This window comes from Massilia orientalis (assembly GCF_030411975.2).
GTDB lineage: Bacteria > Pseudomonadota > Gammaproteobacteria > Burkholderiales > Burkholderiaceae_D > Telluria > Telluria orientalis.
In genome coordinates, this window is sequence record NZ_JASNRB020000022.1 from 57,094 (window position 1) to 74,935 (window position 17,842).

At 65.4% G+C, this 17,842-nt stretch carries 16 protein-coding genes; 8 read left to right on the forward strand and 8 right to left on the reverse strand.

The features are described 5' to 3' along the window. Window positions 1-28: 28 nt before the first annotated feature. Window positions 29-874, reverse strand: coding sequence for a symmetrical bis(5'-nucleosyl)-tetraphosphatase (locus tag QPK29_RS27370; protein ID WP_371768959.1), 846 nt, complete (start codon window positions 872-874; stop codon window positions 29-31). A 232-nt stretch (window positions 875-1,106) separates the two neighbouring features. Here QPK29_RS27370 and QPK29_RS27375 point away from each other — a divergent pair, with 232 nt between their 5' ends. The 6 genes from QPK29_RS27375 to QPK29_RS27400 all read left to right on the forward strand — a co-directional run bounded on the left by QPK29_RS27375 (window position 1,107) and on the right by QPK29_RS27400 (window position 7,029). Further along, entirely contained in the window at window positions 1,107-2,201 is a 1,095-nt protein-coding gene (locus QPK29_RS27375; RefSeq protein ID WP_056130019.1) for a glycosyltransferase family 4 protein, read from the forward strand. Window positions 2,202-2,287: 86 nt separating this feature from the next. Next, on the forward strand, window positions 2,288-2,614 hold the full coding sequence (locus QPK29_RS27380) for an H-NS histone family protein (protein WP_056130024.1): 327 nt from the start codon (window positions 2,288-2,290) through the stop codon (window positions 2,612-2,614). A gap of 198 nt (window positions 2,615-2,812) precedes the next feature. Further along, window positions 2,813-4,195, forward strand: a complete 1,383-nt coding sequence (locus QPK29_RS27385; RefSeq protein ID WP_371768960.1) for a phosphomannomutase/phosphoglucomutase — start codon at window positions 2,813-2,815, stop codon at window positions 4,193-4,195. Next, window positions 4,195-5,166, forward strand: a complete 972-nt coding sequence (waaC, locus tag QPK29_RS27390; RefSeq protein WP_371768961.1) for a lipopolysaccharide heptosyltransferase I — start codon at window positions 4,195-4,197, stop codon at window positions 5,164-5,166. The genes QPK29_RS27385 and waaC overlap by 1 nt, the downstream gene beginning before the upstream one ends. Continuing rightward, window positions 5,166-6,428 (forward strand): lipid IV(A) 3-deoxy-D-manno-octulosonic acid transferase, encoded by a 1,263-nt coding sequence (gene waaA, locus QPK29_RS27395; protein WP_371768962.1) that lies wholly within the window; start codon window positions 5,166-5,168, stop codon window positions 6,426-6,428. Before waaC ends, waaA begins: the two co-directional genes overlap by 1 nt. A gap of 46 nt (window positions 6,429-6,474) precedes the next feature. Continuing rightward, window positions 6,475-7,029, forward strand: a complete 555-nt coding sequence (locus QPK29_RS27400) for a YcxB family protein (RefSeq protein ID WP_229411992.1) — start codon at window positions 6,475-6,477, stop codon at window positions 7,027-7,029. Window positions 7,030-7,044: 15 nt separating this feature from the next. On the opposite strand, the gene QPK29_RS27405 is transcribed toward QPK29_RS27400, so the two are convergent. The 7 genes from QPK29_RS27405 to QPK29_RS27435 form a co-directional block, all read right to left on the reverse strand. After that, the gene (locus QPK29_RS27405; protein ID WP_056130037.1) at window positions 7,045-7,968 is read right to left on the reverse strand and encodes a M48 family metallopeptidase; all 924 of its coding nucleotides are present in this window, start codon (window positions 7,966-7,968) and stop codon (window positions 7,045-7,047) included. 44 nt (window positions 7,969-8,012) lie between these two features. Continuing rightward, complete coding sequence (locus tag QPK29_RS27410) at window positions 8,013-8,795, reverse strand: lysophospholipid acyltransferase family protein (RefSeq protein WP_082577115.1); 783 nt, start codon at window positions 8,793-8,795, stop codon at window positions 8,013-8,015. Next, window positions 8,792-9,349 (reverse strand): D-glycero-beta-D-manno-heptose 1,7-bisphosphate 7-phosphatase, encoded by a 558-nt coding sequence (gene gmhB / locus QPK29_RS27415; protein ID WP_056130040.1) that lies wholly within the window; start codon window positions 9,347-9,349, stop codon window positions 8,792-8,794. Before gmhB ends, QPK29_RS27410 begins: the two co-directional genes overlap by 4 nt. A 5-nt stretch (window positions 9,350-9,354) precedes the next feature. Next, the gene (gene glyS / locus QPK29_RS27420) at window positions 9,355-11,451 is read right to left on the reverse strand and encodes a glycine--tRNA ligase subunit beta (RefSeq protein ID WP_056130043.1); all 2,097 of its coding nucleotides are present in this window, start codon (window positions 11,449-11,451) and stop codon (window positions 9,355-9,357) included. Between the two features lie 26 nt (window positions 11,452-11,477). Then, window positions 11,478-12,377, reverse strand: coding sequence for a glycine--tRNA ligase subunit alpha (glyQ, locus tag QPK29_RS27425; protein ID WP_371769172.1), 900 nt, complete (start codon window positions 12,375-12,377; stop codon window positions 11,478-11,480). A 101-nt stretch (window positions 12,378-12,478) separates the two neighbouring features. Then, on the reverse strand, window positions 12,479-14,056 hold the full coding sequence (lnt, locus tag QPK29_RS27430; protein ID WP_449821162.1) for an apolipoprotein N-acyltransferase: 1,578 nt from the start codon (window positions 14,054-14,056) through the stop codon (window positions 12,479-12,481). A 13-nt stretch (window positions 14,057-14,069) separates the two neighbouring features. Then, window positions 14,070-14,948, reverse strand: coding sequence for an HlyC/CorC family transporter (locus tag QPK29_RS27435; RefSeq protein WP_056130046.1), 879 nt, complete (start codon window positions 14,946-14,948; stop codon window positions 14,070-14,072). A gap of 153 nt (window positions 14,949-15,101) precedes the next feature. Here QPK29_RS27435 and QPK29_RS27440 point away from each other — a divergent pair, with 153 nt between their 5' ends. Together QPK29_RS27440 and QPK29_RS27445 are read left to right on the forward strand one after the other, a co-directional pair. Beyond that, window positions 15,102-15,557, forward strand: a complete 456-nt coding sequence (locus QPK29_RS27440) for a (2Fe-2S)-binding protein (RefSeq protein WP_036235621.1) — start codon at window positions 15,102-15,104, stop codon at window positions 15,555-15,557. 14 nt (window positions 15,558-15,571) lie between these two features. After that, window positions 15,572-17,803, forward strand: coding sequence for a xanthine dehydrogenase family protein molybdopterin-binding subunit (locus tag QPK29_RS27445; RefSeq protein ID WP_371768963.1), 2,232 nt, complete (start codon window positions 15,572-15,574; stop codon window positions 17,801-17,803). Window positions 17,804-17,842 lie beyond the last annotated feature (39 nt).

Here is a 17,842-nt window from a genome sequence, read left to right on the forward strand (position 1 = left end):
CCTTCGTGGGGACGACGTTGCGTTTGCCTTACTTTTTCCCGCTGTGCTCCCGGTACTCGGGACAATCCACCTGCAACAGCGACCGGTCATCCAGGCACACGGCCGTCAGCTTGCCGCCCCACACGCAACCGCTGTCCAGCCCCACGAGATTCGGCCGCAGCACGAGCCCGAGCGCCGACCAGTGTCCGAACACGACGGTGACATCGAGCGTGCGGCGGTTGGGCAGGTCGAACCAGGGCTGCAGGTCCGTGCCTTCCGGCCCCTTGTCGCTTTCCTTGTGATGGAAATCCATGCGGCCGTCCGGCCAGCACAGGCGCATGCGCGTGAGCGCGTTGACGATGCAGCGCAGGCGGGCGATGCCCGTGAGGCCGTCGTCCCAGCGGTCCGGCTCGTTGCCGTACATCTGGCCGAGGAAGTCGATCCAGTGGTCGCCGCGCAGCACAGCCTCCACTTCGGCCGCCAGCGCCATCGTCTGCGCGGCCGTCCACTGCGGCGCCACGCCGGCATGTACCAGCAGGTGGGCATCGACGAACATCGCGAGCGGGCGGCGGCGCAGCCAGTCGATCAGTGCATCGCGATCGGGCGCGGCGAGGATCTCGTCCAGCGTATCGGACCGGCTCATTTTCTGGGCGCCGACGGCCACGGCCAGCAGGTGCAGGTCATGGTTGCCGAGCAGGGCGTCGACGCGGCCATCGCTCGCTTCCGCCAGCGCCTTCATGCGGCGCAGCGCGCCCAGCGAATCGGGGCCGCGGTTGATCAGGTCGCCGACGAACAGGATGCGCATACCTGGTCCCGCCGTCGCGTCGATTCGTTCCAGCAGCAGGCCGGCTTCATGGGCGCACCCTTGCAGGTCGCCGATTACATAGGTTTTCATTTCGCTCACATTCGATTTTGCAGGATCGATACTAATCGATTCTTCCGGGTTTCGTACGGCGGCCCCAGCCGAGGGAATTGCTGATTGTAAATTGTCTTGCCCATCAGTCAAAGTTCCGGTATTTCGTAATTCCTCAATCGGACGACAGTCTGCGCGCGTACACTGCCGAGGTCCGGTTTGCCGACGACTAATCCGGTACAATCCCGCACGGTTGCATTTAAAAAATAATAAAATGTTTTCCTTCATCGTAAGTTTTGTCGTGTCCGCGCTACTGACGCTCCTCGTCGTCAAGCATTCGAAATTGCACGGACCCGCACTCGACAATAATTTCGACGGCGTACAGAAGGTCCATCTCCATGCGGTGGCGCGGATTGGCGGATTGCCGATCTTCCTCGCGGTGGCCCTGACCGCCGGCATTTCCGTATGGCGGGTGCCCGGCCTCGGTTATTGGCTGGTCTCGCTGCTGGGATGTGGGGGGATCGCATTCGCCGGCGGTATCGTCGAAGACTATACGGGGAAGGTGCGTCCCTCGCGCCGCCTGATATTGACGATGGTCGCCGCGTTCCTCGGCTATCTCGTGCTGGACGCGAAAATCGCGCGGCTCGATATGCCTTTCGTGAGCTGGCACCTCGATTCGCTGTGGCTGATATTGCCGCTGACCGTGCTGGCCGTTGCGGGCATTGCGAACGCGGTGAATATCATCGACGGGTTCAATGGCCTGGCCAGTGTCGTCACGATCTTCATGCTGTTGTCGCTCGCTTACGTGGGCTGGCAGGTGGGCGACATGTTCGTGCTGGTGTCCGCGCTGACGGTCGCGGGCGCAACGGCCGGTTTCCTCATCTGGAATTATCCCGTCGGCCTCATCTTCCTCGGCGACGGCGGCGCTTATTTCATCGGATTCATGCTGGGCGAACTGGCCCTGCTGCTCGTGATGCGCAATCCCCAGGTATCGACGTGGTATGCCGTCTTGCTGCTGATTTATCCGGCATTCGAAACCATATTTTCCGTTTACCGCCGAATGTTTGTACGTGGGAAATCCCCTACCATGCCAGATGGAATCCACCTGCACAGCCTGATTTTCCGGCGTATCGTGCAATGGACCGTCGGTCGCAAAGAAGCCCGTGCACTGATGAAAAGGAATGCGCGTACTTCGCCATACTTGTGGCTGTTTTCCCTCACCGCCGTTATCCCCGCAACCGTGTTCTGGCGGAATACGGGAATTTTGATATTCTTCTGTCTGTTGTTCATTATCAGCTACGTATGGTTGTACGCGCGTATCGTGAGATTCAAGTCGCCGCGCTGGCTGATTTGGCACAAAAAACACTAAAGAAATTTCAGTTGTAGTATATTGCGAGCATTGGTGATTATTCGATAAAATCCCTTACACCTAGACTCTACATATAAGGAATCAAGATGGATCTGTCTAATTTGTCCTTGGGCGATTTGCGCAACCTGCAAGAGCAGATCAAGCAGGAAATGAAGAAACGCGAGGTGCAGGAAGTGCAAAAGGCGCGTGAACAGATCATGGCCATCGCACAGAGCGTCGGCGTACCTTTGAAAGACCTGATCAGCGCCAGCGGCCGTGGCGGCAAATCGGCGGGTGCGAATGCCGGTTCCGTCGCCGTCCGTTATCGCAATCCGGACAATGCCTCGCAACAGTGGACCGGTCGCGGCCGCCAGCCGAAATGGGTCAAGGAATGGGTCGAAGGCGGTAAATCGATGGACAAACTGCGCGTCTGATTCCGTTTCATATCGTTCCGAGTGCGCACGTTCTGTGCGCCTCATCGCGCTTATTTGCGCATCCAGTACACCGGTAATCCGGCCCCGGCGGCCCTGCTTGCCGTTACAATATCCCTTTTTTCCAATCCCGACCCAACCGGCGTTCGTAATGCCCGTGCGCGTGCATTCCGGTGCCTCGTCCAGCAAGGTAGATAATCCATGGTTTCTCTCTCGAAAACGATCTTCAAGGCTTATGACATCCGCGGCGTCATCGGCAGCACGCTCGATGCGGGGATCGCACGCCGCATCGGCCAGGCGTTCGGCGCCGCCGCGCTGGCCAAGGGAGAACGCACCGTGATCATCGGCCGCGACGGCCGCCTGTCCGGCCCGGAGCTCGCCAGGGCGCTGGCCGAAGGCCTGCAGGCCGCGGGCGTGGATGTTGTCGACCTGGGCATGGTCGCTACGCCGATGGTGTATTTCGCCACCAACGTGCTGGGTGCGCGTTCGGGCATCATGGTCACCGGCAGCCACAACCCGCCGGACTACAACGGCTTCAAGATGGTGCTGGCCGGCGAGGCGATCTATGGCGATGCGATCCAGGGCCTGTACCAGGCCATCGAACGCGACGACTTCCAGCCGGCCGCCCAGCAAGGTGGTTACTCGACGCACGACATCAAGGCCGCCTACGTCGAACGCATCGTCGGCGACGTCAGGATCGCGCGTCCGATCAAGATCGCAGTCGACTGCGGCAACGGCGTGGCCGGCATGGTCGCGGGCGATCTGTTCCGCGCGATGGGCTGCGACGTGATCGAACTGTTCTGTGACGTGGACGGCCACTTCCCGAACCACCACCCGGATCCGGCGCACCCGGAAAACCTGCAGGACCTGATCGAATGCCTGAAGACGACGGACGCCGAAATCGGCCTCGCGTTCGACGGCGACGGCGACCGCCTGGGCGTCGTCACGAAGGATGGCCAGATCATCTTCCCGGACCGCCAGATGATGCTGTTCTCGAAGGACGTCCTGTCGCGCAATCCGGGCGCCGAAATCCTGTACGACGTGAAGTGCACGCGCCACCTGGGGCCGTGGATCGAGCAGCACGGCGGCCGTCCGCTGATGTGGAAGACGGGCCACTCGCTCGTCAAGGCCAAGCTGAAGGAAACCGGTGCGCCGCTGGGCGGCGAGATGAGCGGCCATATCTTCTGGAAGGACCGCTGGTTCGGCTTCGACGACGGCCTGTACACGGGCGCACGCCTGCTCGAGATCCTCACGCGCGAAACAGACCCGTCGGCACTGCTGAATGCCCTGCCGATCGCGTCCAGCACGCCCGAGCTGCATCTGCACCTGCAGGAAGGCGAGAACTTCGCGCTGATCGACAAGCTGCGTGCCGACGCTGAATTCCCGGGCGCGGATCGCATTGTCGACATCGACGGCCTGCGCGTGGAATACCCGGACGGCTTCGGCCTGGCGCGCGGCTCGAACACGACGCCCGTCGTCGTGCTGCGTTTCGAGGGCGAGAATCCGGCAGCGCTGGACCGCATCCAGAAGGAATTTGCGCGCGTAATCCTCGCCGCCAAGCCTGACGCCAAGCTGCCGTTCTGATGAAGATCCTGCTGGTGCGGGTGTCGTCGCTGGGCGACGTCCTGCACAATCTCCCGATCGTGGCCGACATCCGGCGCCACTTTCCGGATGCCCAGGTCGACTGGGTGGTGGAAGAGGGCTACGTCAGCCTCGTGAAGCTCAACCCGCACGTGCGCAAGGTGATCCCGTTCGCGCTGCGGCGCTGGCGCAAGGGGCTCGGCCAGGCGGCCGTGCGCGCGGAGCTGCGCGGCTTTTTCCGCGACCTGCGCGCCGAGCAGTACGACTACGTGTTCGACACGCAGGGCCTGATCAAGACGGGCATCGTGATGGCCTGCGCCCGCGGCGGCCAGAAGATCGGCCTGGCCAACGGCACCGAGGATTCGGGCTATGAAGGCGTCTCGCGCATCTTCCACAGCCGCAGCATCCCCGTCGAGCCGCGTACGCATGCGGTGGCGCGCGGACGCCAGGTCGTGGCCGCGGCGCTCGGCTATGCCGTCGACACGCCGCCCGATTTCGGCCTGCCGGCACCCGAAAGCAGCGCACGTCCCGCGTGGATGCCGCCGGATGATTACGCCGTGTTCTTCCACGGGACCGCGCGCGACGCGAAAAAATGGCCGACGGCGCACTGGATCGCGCTCGGCCAGGCGCTCGCGCCCATGACGATCCTGCTGCCGTGGGGTTCGCCGCGCGAGAAGGAGGAGGCCGAGCGCCTGGCGGCCGGGCTGCCGAACGCGCGCGTGCTGCCGAAACTGTCGATGATGGATGCGGTGGAACTGGCGCGCCACGCGACGCTCGCGGTGGGCGTCGACACGGGCCTCACGCACATCGCCGCCGCCTTCGTGCGGCCGACGGTCGAGATCTATGCCGATTCGCCGCGCTGGAAGACCGAGGGCAACTGGTCGCCGCGCATCGTGAATCTCGGCGACACGGGTGCGCCGCCCTCGGTCGACGAGGTCGTGGCGGCCGCGCGGCGCCTGCTGGAGAGCCGCTGATGCGCGTGCTGTATTCGCTGATGTGGTGGCTGGCGCTGCCGCTCGTGCTGGGCCGCCTGTGGTGGCGTGGGCGCCGCGAGCCCGGCTACCGCACGCATCTGGGCGAGCGCCTGGGGTTCTACGGACGTCGGCTCGACAAGCGTCCGACCATCATGGTGCACGCCGTCTCCGTCGGCGAGACGCGCGCGGCGGAACCGCTGATCGAAGCCCTGCTGGCCGCGCGCCCCGATGCGCGCATCCTGCTCACGCACATGACCCCGACCGGCCGCGCCACGGGCAAGGCGCTGTTCGGCAAGCACGGCGACCGCGTGGTCCAGTCGTTCCTGCCGTACGACACCGGCTTCATGGTCGGCCGCTTCCTGCGCCATTTCGAACCCGCGGTCTGCATCCTGATGGAGACGGAAGTGTGGCCGAACCTGATCCATGGCTGCGCGCGACACGGCGTGCCGGTGGCGCTCGTGAACGCACGCCTGTCCGAAAAATCGCTGCGCCGCGGCCGCAAGATCGGCGCGCTGATGACGGATGCCGCGCGCGCGATCACGCTGGTGGCCGCGCAGACGGATGCGGACGCCGAGCGCATCGCCTCGCTGGGCGCCGCGAAGGTCGCCGTCACGGGCAGCATCAAGTTCGACGTCGTGCCGCCGCAGGCCGCGCTGGACACGGGCGCCATGCTGCGCGCGCGCTTCGCGGACCGCCCCGTGCTGCTGTGCGCGTCCACCCGCGAAGGCGAAGAGGCGCTGATCCTCGACGCGTACAAGGCCCTGGACCAACGTCCGGCGAACATGCTGCTCGTGCTTGTGCCCCGTCATCCGCAGCGCTTCGACGAGGTGGCGCACATTGTCGAGGAGCGCGGCTTGAGCCTCGCACATCGATCAAAACTGCCGGAACACGTGGACACCGACGTGCTGCTGGGCGATTCGATGGGCGAGATGTTCGCCTATTACGCCGCATGCGACTGCGCCTTCATCGGCGGCAGCCTGCTCCCGCTGGGCGGCCAGAACCTGATCGAAGCGTGCGCGCTGGGACGTCCGGTGCTGGTGGGCGAACACACTTTCAACTTCCTGCAGGCGACCGAGGAAGCCGTCGCCGCGGGCGCCGCGCTGCGCGTGTCCGATGCGCCGGCGCTGTTGCGCGCAGCCGCCGGCCTGCTCGATGACGATGGCCGCCGCGCCGCCATGGGCGCCCACGCACAGGCCTTCGCGGCCCGCCATCGCGGCGCGACAGTGCGCACTGTTGAACTCTTGCAACAAATTATCGCTTAGCTTTTGCTACCATTCTCTTTAGATTAGAAAACGAAAGGGGATGCACATGTTGTGGTCAAATCGCTCGCGAGCGGCCGGCCACTCGGATGGCGGGGCCGCGTTGCTGGACCAGCCTGACGCCGCGGATCTCGGTGCCGACGCGATGCCGGCGGCCACGATTCCGGTCGTGCATCCGCCGGCGGAACGTTACAGTCTTCATTTCTGGGTGCGCTACTCGTTCGCCGAGTACGTGCGTTTCATGTGGGAGCATGGCGGTTACCTGATCCGCCGCCGTCATATCCGCTGGCCGATGGGCGTCTACCTGCGCCTGAAAAGCACGCTGTCGGCGGCCACGCACTTCGTTCTGCTGCAGCGCGGGAAGCGCACCTACGAATTCCAGATCGACCAGCACGGCATCGTGCGCACCAGCGACACGGGCGTGAGCCTGATCGACTGGAGCGACGTGGAGCGCATCCGCACGTATTCGAGCGGCTTCATGATGGTCTTGAAGCGGGGCACCCTGCCCATTCCGTTCCGGTGCCTGAACAAGGACGAAGTCAGCGCGATGCGCGGGATCGTCGAGGCGCGTGCGGCGGGCGAACTGCAGTTCCGCGCCTCGTAACGACCAGGTCGGTGGTCATTCGTCCGGGAACAGCACCGGCATCTCAACCGACCGCTTCTTGAGCGCCGCCTTGGCGCCATCGTAATCCGGAAACACCTCGCCCACGACGGCCCAGAAGGCCGGGCTGTGGTTCATCTCGCGCAGGTGCGCCAGTTCGTGCACGACCACGTAGTCCAGCAGCGCGAGCGGATAGTGCACCAGCTTCCAGTTCAACCGGATGTTCCCGGCCACGGTGCACGAGCCCCAGCGCGTGCCGGCCGACGAGATCGCGAACGCGTTGTACGTCACGCCCACGCGCGGCGCGTACAGGTCCAGGCGTTCGCCGAAGATCCGTTTCGCCTCGTCCTGGAACCACAGCTTCACGCGCTCGCGGACCTGCCACGTCGCCAGGCCCGGCGTCACGCCGAGGTGCAGGGTGCGCGTATCGGCATCGTAGACGCAGCGGCTGCGCGTGGCCGGCTCCAGGCGCAATGTGATGTCGGCGCCGAGGTAGGGCAGTTGCGCGCCGTCGACCCATTCCAGGGGCGGACGTTCGGCGCGCTGCGCGCGGCGTTCGCCCCGCTCGAACAGCTTGGTGAGGATCCAGCGCTGCTTGGCGCGGATGGCGCGCTCGATGTCGTCCAGCGGCGCGCGGTTCGGCGACGTCACGAACAGGCCGTCGTCGCACACCATGAAGCCGTGCGAGCGGCGCGCGGAGCGGCGCAGCACGTAATGCACGGTGTGCGATCCGAGCTGGATCTTGCGCAGCGGCGGGTCGTTCGGACCCACGGGTGGGATGGGCAGGACGCGGGTCGGCACCGGCGGTGCCTTGAACAGCGGGGCCGGCGCCACGGGTCTGGCCGCCGGCGTGGGCGCAGGTGTGGGCGAGGGCTTGAGCGCCGCGACGAGTTCCTGGGCAAACAGCTCCAGCTGGTTCGCGTCGATCTTGGGGGAGGTCATGGTGGGCGGCTTCGATGATGCTGGGTTCTGCGCGCCCAATTCGTTCAAGTACCTGAATAGGCGTGGGGCGAAATGACGCGCATTTCCGATTCTATCCAATTTTCGACCTCTTGCATCAGACTGTCGGCAGTGTGGTTTTCCGGCGATATCGGCTTGCCGATCGAGACGGTGATGAGGCCCGGCCGCTTGATGAACGAGTTCTTGGGCCAGCACTCACCTGAATTATGCGCGATCGGCACGACCATCGCACGAGTTTCTATCGCGAGGCGCGTACCGCCGCTTTTGTACTGTCCTTTCTGGCCCACGGGGATGCGCGTCCCCTCGGGGAACATGATGATCGACTGGCCGTCCGCGAGGCGCGCCTTGCCGATCTTGACGACGTGGGCAAAGGCGCGCTTGCCCTTGCTGCGGTCGATCGGGATCATGCGCAGCAGCGCCATGCCCCAGCCGAAGAAGGGGATGTAGAGGATCTCCTTCTTGAAGACGTAGACGAGCGGCCGCTTCATGTTGGGCAGCATGAAGATGGTCTCCCATGCCGACTGGTGCTTCGACAGCAGGATCGCGGGTTGCGCCGGCAGGTTTTCGTAGCCTTTCACCTGGTAGCGGATGCCGCATATGACGCGCGCGCACCAGATGATGAAGACGTTCCAGCGCGACGTGACCCAGAAACGCTTGTTGTACGGGAGCGGCGCCGCGAGGAAGCAGACGCACGCCCACACGACGGTGGCGACGAGCATGACGATCGCGAACAACAGGGAACGCAGGAACAGGGCGGCGGTACGCAAAGGCGTGGTCTCCAGGTCTGGGGTGGCGGTGGTAACGATCATGCGTTGGCAGGCGCGGACGTGGTCTTGAGGAAGGCGTCGACCATGGCGGCGAGGTCGGGGAAGACTTGCGTGCCGGGCGGCAGGCCGCCCGTCTCCAGCGTCTTCTCGCCCTTGCCGGTCAGGACCAGGTAGGGCACGCAGCCGCTGATGAAGCCGGCCTGCAGGTCGCGCAGCGAATCGCCGACGGTCGGCACGCCCTTCAGGCTGAGTTTGAAGCGCTTGCTGATCTCCTCGAACATCCCGTTCTTCGGCTTGCGGCAGTCGCAGTTGTCGATGGCCGCGTGCGGACAGAAGAAGATGGCGTCGATGTCCGCGCCCACCAGCTGGGCGCTCGCATGCATCTTCTGGTGGATCGCGTTCAGGGTCGCGATGTCGAACAGTTCGCGCGCGATGCCCGACTGGTTCGACGCGATGACGACGCGGTAGCCGGCCTGGTTCAGGCGCGCGATCGCTTCGAGCGACCCCGGGATCGGCATCCACTCGGCGGGCGACTTGATGAACTCGGGGGAGTCATGGTTGATGACCCCGTCCCGGTCGAGGATGATCAGCTTCATTGCACTTACGCGGCCAGTTTCGAGATGTCGGCCACGCGGTTCATCATGCGGTGCAGGATGGACAGCAGGGCCAGGCGGTTGTTCCGCAGCGCGACGTCGTCGGCCATCACCATCACGTCGTTGAAGAACGCGTCGACGTCGTCACGCAGCTGCGCGAGCGTCTTCAGCGTGCCGGTGAAGTCGCCGCGCTCGAACGCTGCATCGACCTCCGGCTGCACGCGTTGCACGCTGGCGTACAGTGCCTTCTCGGCGGCATCCTGCAGCAGGGCTGCATCGACATTACCGGCTTGTGCGAGCGCTTCCTCGTTCTTCTTGAGGATGTTCGAGATACGCTTGTTGGCGGCGGCCAGCGACGCGCTTTCGGGCAGCGCGGCGAAGGCCTGCACGGCCTCCAGGCGCTGCACGACGTCGTCCACGCGGTCCGGGTTCTGCGCCAGCACGGCTTCCACCTCGTTCGGCGCGAAGCCGCGGTCGCGCAGCAGGCCGCGCAGGCGGTCCAGCATGAACGCGGTGACGTCGGCCGTCGGGTCCTTGAACGTCGGCATGTAGTCGAACACGCCGGCGGCATCCTTCAACAGGTCGGACAGCGCGAGCGGCAGGCGCTTCTCGACCAGCATGCGCATCACGCCCAGCGCGTGGCGGCGCAGCGCGAACGGGTCCTTCTCGCCGGTCGGCTGCAGGCCGATCGACCAGATGCCGACGAGGGTTTCCAGTTTGTCGGCCAGCGCGACAGCCAGGCCCGTGTTCGTCGTCGGCAGCGCGTCGCCCGAGAAGCGCGGCTGGTAGTGCTCGGACGCGGCCAGCGCCACTTCCTCGTGCTCGCCGTCGTTGCGGGCGTAGTACGTGCCCATGATGCCTTGCAGTTCCGGGAACTCGCCGACCATGTCGGTCAGCAGGTCGGCCTTCGCCAGCTGCGCGCCGCGTTCGGCCAGCAGCACGTCGTAGCCGAGGCGGCGGGCGATGGCACCGGCGAGGCGCGTGACGCGCTGCGTGCGTTCGGCCTGCGTGCCGAGCTTGTTGTGGTAGACGACGTTCGCCAGCAGCGGCAGGCGCGATTCCAGCGACTTCTTCTTGTCCTGCTCGAAGAAGAATTTCGCATCCGACAGGCGCGGGCGCACGACGCGCTCGTTGCCGCCGATGATGGCGGACGGGTCGTCGGTCGCGAGGTTCGAGACGATCAGGAAGCGCGAGCGCAGCTTGCCGTTCGTATCCGTCAGGGCGAAGTACTTCTGGTTCGTCTGCATCGTCAGGATCAGGCATTCCTGCGGTACGGACAAGAACACGTCTTCGAACTGGCATTCGTAGACGACGGGCCATTCGACCAGCGCCGCCACTTCATCCAGCAGCGATTCCGGCATCAGCACCTGGTCGCCGCCGGCCTTGGCCAGCAGCTGGGTGCGGATCGATTCCTTGCGTTCCTCGGCATTGGCGACGACCTTGCCGAAGACCTTGAGCAGTTCGTTGTAGGCGTCCGCATGGCCGATATCGAAGGCGTGGCCGTTCGACAGGAAGCGGTGGCCGAGCGTGCTGCGGCCGGCCTTGAGGCCCAGCAGGGACAGCGGCACGATGGTCTCGCCGTGCAGCGCCAGCAGCGTGTGCACGGGGCGCACGAACTGCACGGTGGCGCCGTCCGGACGCTGGTAGCTCATCACCTTCGGGATCGGCAGCTTCGCGACCGTCTCTTCCAGCACCGGCTGCAGGCCTTCGGCCAGGCCGACGCCCGGCGCGGTGTAGGTGTAGAAGAAGCTTTCGGCCTTGCCGTCCTGGGCGCGTTCGAGGTCGCTGATCTTCAGGTCGGGGAAGCCGAGGGCGGCCAGTTTCTTGGCCAGCGGCGCGGTCGGGTTGCCGTCCTTGTCGAGGGCGACGGTCACCGGCAGGATCTTCTCGCGGATCGTCTTGTCGGCCGACGTGGCGCGCACGTTGGTGATGGAGACGGCCAGGCGGCGCGGCGTGGCGTAGGTGGTGACGACGCTGTCGGCGTCCAGGAAATCACGGGCCTTCAGGCCGTTCGCGATGCCGCCCGCGAAAGCGGCGCCCAGTTTCACCAGCGCCTTCGGTGGCAGCTCTTCGGTCTGCAGTTCGACGAGTAATGTCTGATTCATGGTGTCGTTCTATTCTGTTCTGGGACTCAGGCTTTCGGGAGCATCGGGAAGCCCAGCTTCTCGCGCGAATCGTAATAGGCCTGGGCGACGAGGCGCGACAGGGTGCGCACGCGGCCGATGTAGGCGGCGCGCTCGGTGACGGAGATCGCGCCGCGCGCATCCAGCAGGTTGAAGCTGTGCGACGCCTTCATGATCTGCTCGTACGCGGGCAAGGTGAGCGCCAGTTCGATCAGGCGCTTGGCCTCGCTCTCGTGGTTATTGAAAGCCTGGAACAGCAGGTCCGTGTTCGAGTGCTCGAAGTTGTAGGTCGACTGTTCGACTTCGTTCTGGTGGAAGACGTCGCCGTACGACAGCGTCTTCTTCTCGCCGTTCTCTTTCCACTCGGTCCACACGAGGTCATACACGTTTTCGACGCCCTGCAAATACATCGCCAGGCGCTCGATGCCGTAGGTGATCTCGCCCAGCACCGGCTTGCAATCGAGGCCGCCGACCTGCTGGAAGTACGTGAACTGGGTGACTTCCATGCCGTTCAGCCAGACTTCCCAGCCGAGGCCCCAGGCGCCCAGGGTCGGGCTTTCCCAGTCGTCCTCGACGAAGCGCACGTCGTTCTTTTTCAGGTCCAGGCCCAGCGCTTCCAGGGAACCCAGGTACAGGTCGAGGATGTTTTCCGGCGCCGGCTTCAGCACGACCTGGTACTGGTAATAGTGCTGCAGGCGGTTCGGGTTCTCGCCGTAGCGGCCATCCTTCGGGCGGCGCGACGGCTGCACATAGGCGGCGCGCCACGGTTCCGGTCCGATCGCGCGCAGGAAGGTGCCAGTGTGGAAAGTGCCCGCGCCGACTTCCATGTCGTACGGCTGGAGCAGGGCGCAACCCTGCTTGTCCCAGTAGGTTTGCAAGGTCAGAATGATTTGTTGGAATGTGAGCATCTTGTTGGCTTCGCGCGCACGGGGCGCGAACACGGTGAGTTTGCTAAAACACCAATTCTAGCGGGTTTTACGGAATGGCTTGAAGTGAATCGCTCGCTATTTTAGCCGGTCGCCTGCCGCTGTCGTCCAGCGAGCCAGGCGCCGGCCAGCAGCAAAGCGCCCAGCGCGAGGAACAGCAGGTTGCCGAAGCGGATGTACGGCGTGCTGCCGGCCATGCCCTGCACCGTCGCCGCCAGGGTGCCCTGGGTATAGAACGGCAGCAGCGCGGCGACGTTGCCGCGGCCGTCGATGACGGCGGTGGCGCCGTCGTTCGTGGCGCGCAGCATCGGGCGGCCCGTCTCGAGACTCCGCATGCGCGAGATCTGCAGGTGCTGCGGGATGGCGGTCGACTCGCCGTACCATGCCAGGTTCGACACGTTCAGCAGCACGGTGGCCGGCTGCGCCTGCGACCGCAGGTTCTTCGCGACCTCTTCGCCGAACACGTCTTCGTAGCAGACGTTCGGCAGCACCCGCTGGTCCTTCACGGCGAACGGCGCCTGCACGTCCGGGCCGCGCGTGAAATCGCCCAGCGGAATCTGCATCAGGTCCGTAAACCAGCGAAAGCCCGTCGGGATGAATTCGCCGAACGGCACCAGGTGGTTCTTGTCGTAGCGGTAGGATTGTCCCTGCGGGCCGATGCCCGCCACGCTGTTCGCGTACACCGTCATGCTGTCGGCCAGCGGGATCCCGAACAGGAACGCGCTACCCGTCCTTGCCGCGTAGTCGCGGAAGGTCTGCAGGTACCCGGGCGGGAGCTGGTTCGGGAACACGGGGATGGCGGTCTCCGGCGCCGCGATCAGGTCGGCCGGCGCGGCCGTCATCATGTCGCGGTAGCGCGCGAGGATCATGCCCAGGTGCTCGGCGCTGAATTTCTCGTCCTGGCGGATGTTGCCCTGCACGAGGCGCACGCTGAGCGGCTTGCCGGCAGGTGCGGTCCACGCGACGTGCTTCAGGCCCCAGCCGGCCAGCAGCAGCGCGGCGAACAGGCCCATGGCGGGCAGCCGGCGGCGCTGGGTCAGCATCACGAGGCACGCCGAGCACACGGCGACCAGCACGCCGATGCCGTACACGCCGAGGATCGGCGCGAAGCCACTCAAGGGCGCCGTCACGTGCGCATAGCCGGACGCCGCCCAGGGAAAACCGGTAAAGACCCAGCCGCGCATCCATTCCGAGACGCCCCAGCAGGCGGGGAACACGAGCAGCAGGAAGGCGGGGACGGGCAGCGACCAGCGCTTGCGCAGCCACGACGACACGCCCGCCGCGAACGCGCCGAACAGGCCCATGTAAAGACCCAGCAGCGCGATGGCGATGGCGGACAGCACGGCCGGCAGGCCGCCGAAGCGGTTCAGCGCGATATATAACCAGTGCATGCCGGCCACGGACCAGCCGAAGCCGAATGCCCAGCCGAGGAACACGGCGCGGCGGGTCGAGCTGCCCATGCCGACCTGGTAGAACAAATAGGCGAGGGACAGGAACTGGACGGGCCACCAGCCGAACGGTTCGAACGAGAACAGGCTCAGGGCGCCGGCCAGCGCCGCGACGGCGAGGCCCGTCATGCTCGGCCGCGTGCCGCGCAGCGCGGGATCGGGCGCCACCGCGGGCTTGCGGCGGCGCCGCAGGTTCAGGCTGGATGCGATCAATGCAGGACCCGCGTCAATCGTGTTCGTCGTCGACGGCCGGGAGTTTTTCCACCAGCAGCACGTGGATCTGGCGCGCATCGGCGCGCAGCACTTCGAAACGCAGGTTCTCGAGGTCGAACACCTCGCCCTTGTGCGGCATGCGGCCCAGGTGGCTGGCGACGAGGCCGCCGATGGTGTCGACGTCGTCCTCGGGCAGGTCGACGCCGATCTCTTCGTTGAACTGCTCGATCTCCGTCAGCGCCTTCACGCGCCAGCGCGAGCCGTGCTGGCCTTCCCTGATGGAGAGGATGTTGTCTTCTTCCTCGTCGAAGTCGTACTCGTCCTCGATGTCGCCGACGATCTGTTCCAGCACGTCCTCGATGGTGATCAGGCCGGCCACGCCGCTGTACTCGTCGACGACGATGGCCATGTGGTTGTGGTTCGCGCGGAAGTCGCGCAGCAGCACGTTCAGGCGTTTCGATTCCGGGATGAAGATCGCGGGGCGCAGCATGTCGCGCACGTCGAACGATTCTTCCGCGTAGTAGCGCAGCAGGTCCTTGGCGAGCAGGATGCCGACCACCTTGTCGCGCTCGCCCTCGATGGCAGGGAAGCGCGAGTGCGCCGTTTCCAGCACGATGGGCAGCCATTCCTCGATCGGCTTGGTGATGTCGATCACGTCCATCTGGGAGCGCGGGATCATGATGTCGCGCACCGACAGGTCGGACACCTGGAACACGCCCTCGATCATGGAGAGCGCGTCGGCGTCGATGAGGTTGCGTTCGTGGGCGTCGTGCAGAACTTCCAGCAGTTCGGCGCGGTTTTCGGGCTCGGGGGAAATCAGTGCGGTCAACCGTTCGAACAGCGACCGGTGGGTTTTAACGTCCGAACGGACGTCAGCAGGGTGCTCGGGCATAGTTGGCGTGAAGCCGTTATTACGATGGGCCATAGGATACACCAAAAGCCGGAATGCCTGATTTTTATGCAGGCATCCGGGTTCAAGCAGGCGTGCGCCATTGCTGCTAGTCTTCGTCCTATAGTTGCTCAATCGCTAAGGAAAGGAATCCCCATGCCCGCCTTGAACGTCAACGGCACCACCACCAACCTCGACGTCCCCGACGACATGCCCCTGCTGTGGGCCCTGCGCGACGTGATGGGGCTCACCGGCACGAAGTTCGGCTGCGGCGTCGCCCTGTGCGGCGCCTGCACCGTGCACCTGGACGGCCAGGCCATCCGCTCGTGCGTGACGCCCGTGTCGGCCGCGGCCGGCAAGAAGATCACGACCATCGAGGCGATCGGCAACGACCCGGTCGGGGCGAAGGTGCAGGACGCGTGGCGCAAGATCGACGTCGTCCAGTGCGGGTATTGCCAGTCGGGCCAGATCATGTCCGCCACCGCGCTGCTGCATGCGACGCCGAAGCCGGGCGACGCCGATATCGACAACGCCATGGCCGGCAACATCTGCCGCTGCGGCACGTACAACCGCATCCGCAAGGCGATCAAGATCGCATCGGGTCAGGCATGAAAGGGGATGACCGCATGGACCAGCTCTCGAACAAACGCCGCCAGTTGTTGAAAGCGGGTGCCGCCGGTGGTGGCGGCCTGCTGTTCGGCTTCTCGCTGTTCGGCTGTACGAAACAGGGCGACGCGCCGGCCAACGACCGCAAGGAACCGCCGTCCGAAAAGGCGGTCGGCCAGGCGTCGACCGCGATGACGAACGAGCAGCCGGGCCTTGCGCACGACGCGTTCATCCGCATCGACCGCGAAGGCATCGTCACGCTCATCATCCACAAGGTCGAGATGGGGCAGGGCACGTTCACGTCGCTGCCGCAGCTGCTGGCCGAGGAACTGGGCGCCGATCTGTCGAAAGTGAAGCTGGAGCAGGCGCCCGCGAACAACTCGCTGTACGCCGATGCGCTGCTGGGCGGCCAGGTGACGGGCGGCTCGACATCCATCCGCGCCACCTACAAACCGTTGCGCGAGGCGGGCGCCAAGGTCCGCACGGTGCTCGTGCAGGCCGCCGCGAAGAACTGGAACGTGGAGCCGGGCGACTTGAAGGTGGTGGGCGGGACGATCCGCCACGACGCGTCGAACCGGCAGGTGCACTTCGGCGAAGTCGCGGAGGCCGCGTCGAAGCTGAACTTCCCGGCCGAGGTCAAGCTGAAGGATCCGGCCCAGTTCACGCTGGTCGGCAAGGCGATCAAGCGCCTCGATTCGCCCGCCAAGGTGAACGGTTCCGCGCAGTTCGGCATCGATGCGCGCCTGCCCAACATGGGGATCGCCGCGGTGGCGGCGTCGCCCGTCCTGGGCGGCAAGGTCGCCGCCGTCGACGAGCAGAAGGCCATGGCCGTGAAAGGCGTGCGCCAGGTGCTGCGCATCGAAGGGGCGGTGGCCGTCGTGGCCGACCACTTCTGGGCCGCGAAACAGGGCCTGCTTGCCGCCGCACCGCGTTTCGACGATGGTCCGAACGCCAACGTCAGCACGGCCGGCATCGTCGCGGACATGATGAAGGTATCGCAGAACACGGGCGCCATCGCCACCGACAAGGGCGATGCGCTGAAGGCGCTGGATGCCGGCCCGGGCCGCCGTATCGACGTCATCTACGAAGTCCCGTTCCTCGCGCACGCGACGATGGAACCGATGAACTGCACGGTCGACCTGAAGCCGGACGGCTGCGACATCTGGGTCGGCACGCAGGTGCCGGCGCTGGCGCAGGGCGCGGCCGCGAAGCTCACCGGGCTGCCGCTCGAGAAGGTCCGCGTGCACAACCACTACATCGGCGGCGGCTTCGGGCGCCGGCTCGAAGTCGACAACGTGATCCAGGCCGTGGAATTCGCCAGGCTGGCCAAGGGGCCGCTGAAGATCGTCTGGACGCGCGAGGAAGACATCCAGCACGACATGTACCGACCCTATTACGTCGACCGCATGTCGGCGCGCATCGACGACAAGGGGATGCCCGTGGCCTGGTTCCACCGCGTGACCGGGTCTTCGATCATGGCGCGCTTCGCGCCGCCGATGGTCAAGAACGGCGTCGACCCGGATGCGGTGGAAGCGGCGGCCGACATCCAGTATTCGATTCCGGCGATCCGCGTCGAATACGTGAGGCACGAACCGCCGGGCCTCGCGACCGCGTTCTGGCGTGGCGTCGGCCCCACGCACAACGTGTTCGTCGTCGAGAGTTTCATCGACGAGCTGGCGTATGCGAGCAAGACGGACCCCGTCGCGTTCCGCCGCGCGCTACTGCAAAAATCGCCGCGCACGCTGGCCGTGCTGAATCTGGCGGCCGAGAAGGCCGGCTGGGGCAAACCTTTGAAACCGGTCGCGGGGCGCAAGCTGGGACGGGGCATATCGACGCAGTTCGCGTTCGGCAGCTACATGGCGCAGGTGGCGGAGGTGTCCGTCGGACCGGACGGCGACGTGCGCGTGCACCGCGTCGTGTGCGCGGTGGACTGCGGCCAGAACGTCAACCCGGACACCATCGTCGCGCAGATGGAGGGCGGCATCGTGTTCGGCGCCAGCGCGGCGCTGTGGGACGAGGTGACGGTCGATAAGGGGCGGGTGCAGCAGTCGAACTTCTCCGACTACCGCGTGATGCGCATGCCGGAATCGCCGGCAGTGGAAGTCTATATCGTCAACAGCCACGACGATCCGGGCGGGATCGGCGAGCCGGGTACCGCGGGGATCGCGCCGGCGCTGGCGAATGCGGTGTTTGCGGCGACCGGGAAGCGGGTGAGAAAGTTGCCGATTGCGGAACAGCTCAAGAAGGCCTGAACGTTCCGCGACCTAAAACAACGTCGTCCCCGCCTGCGC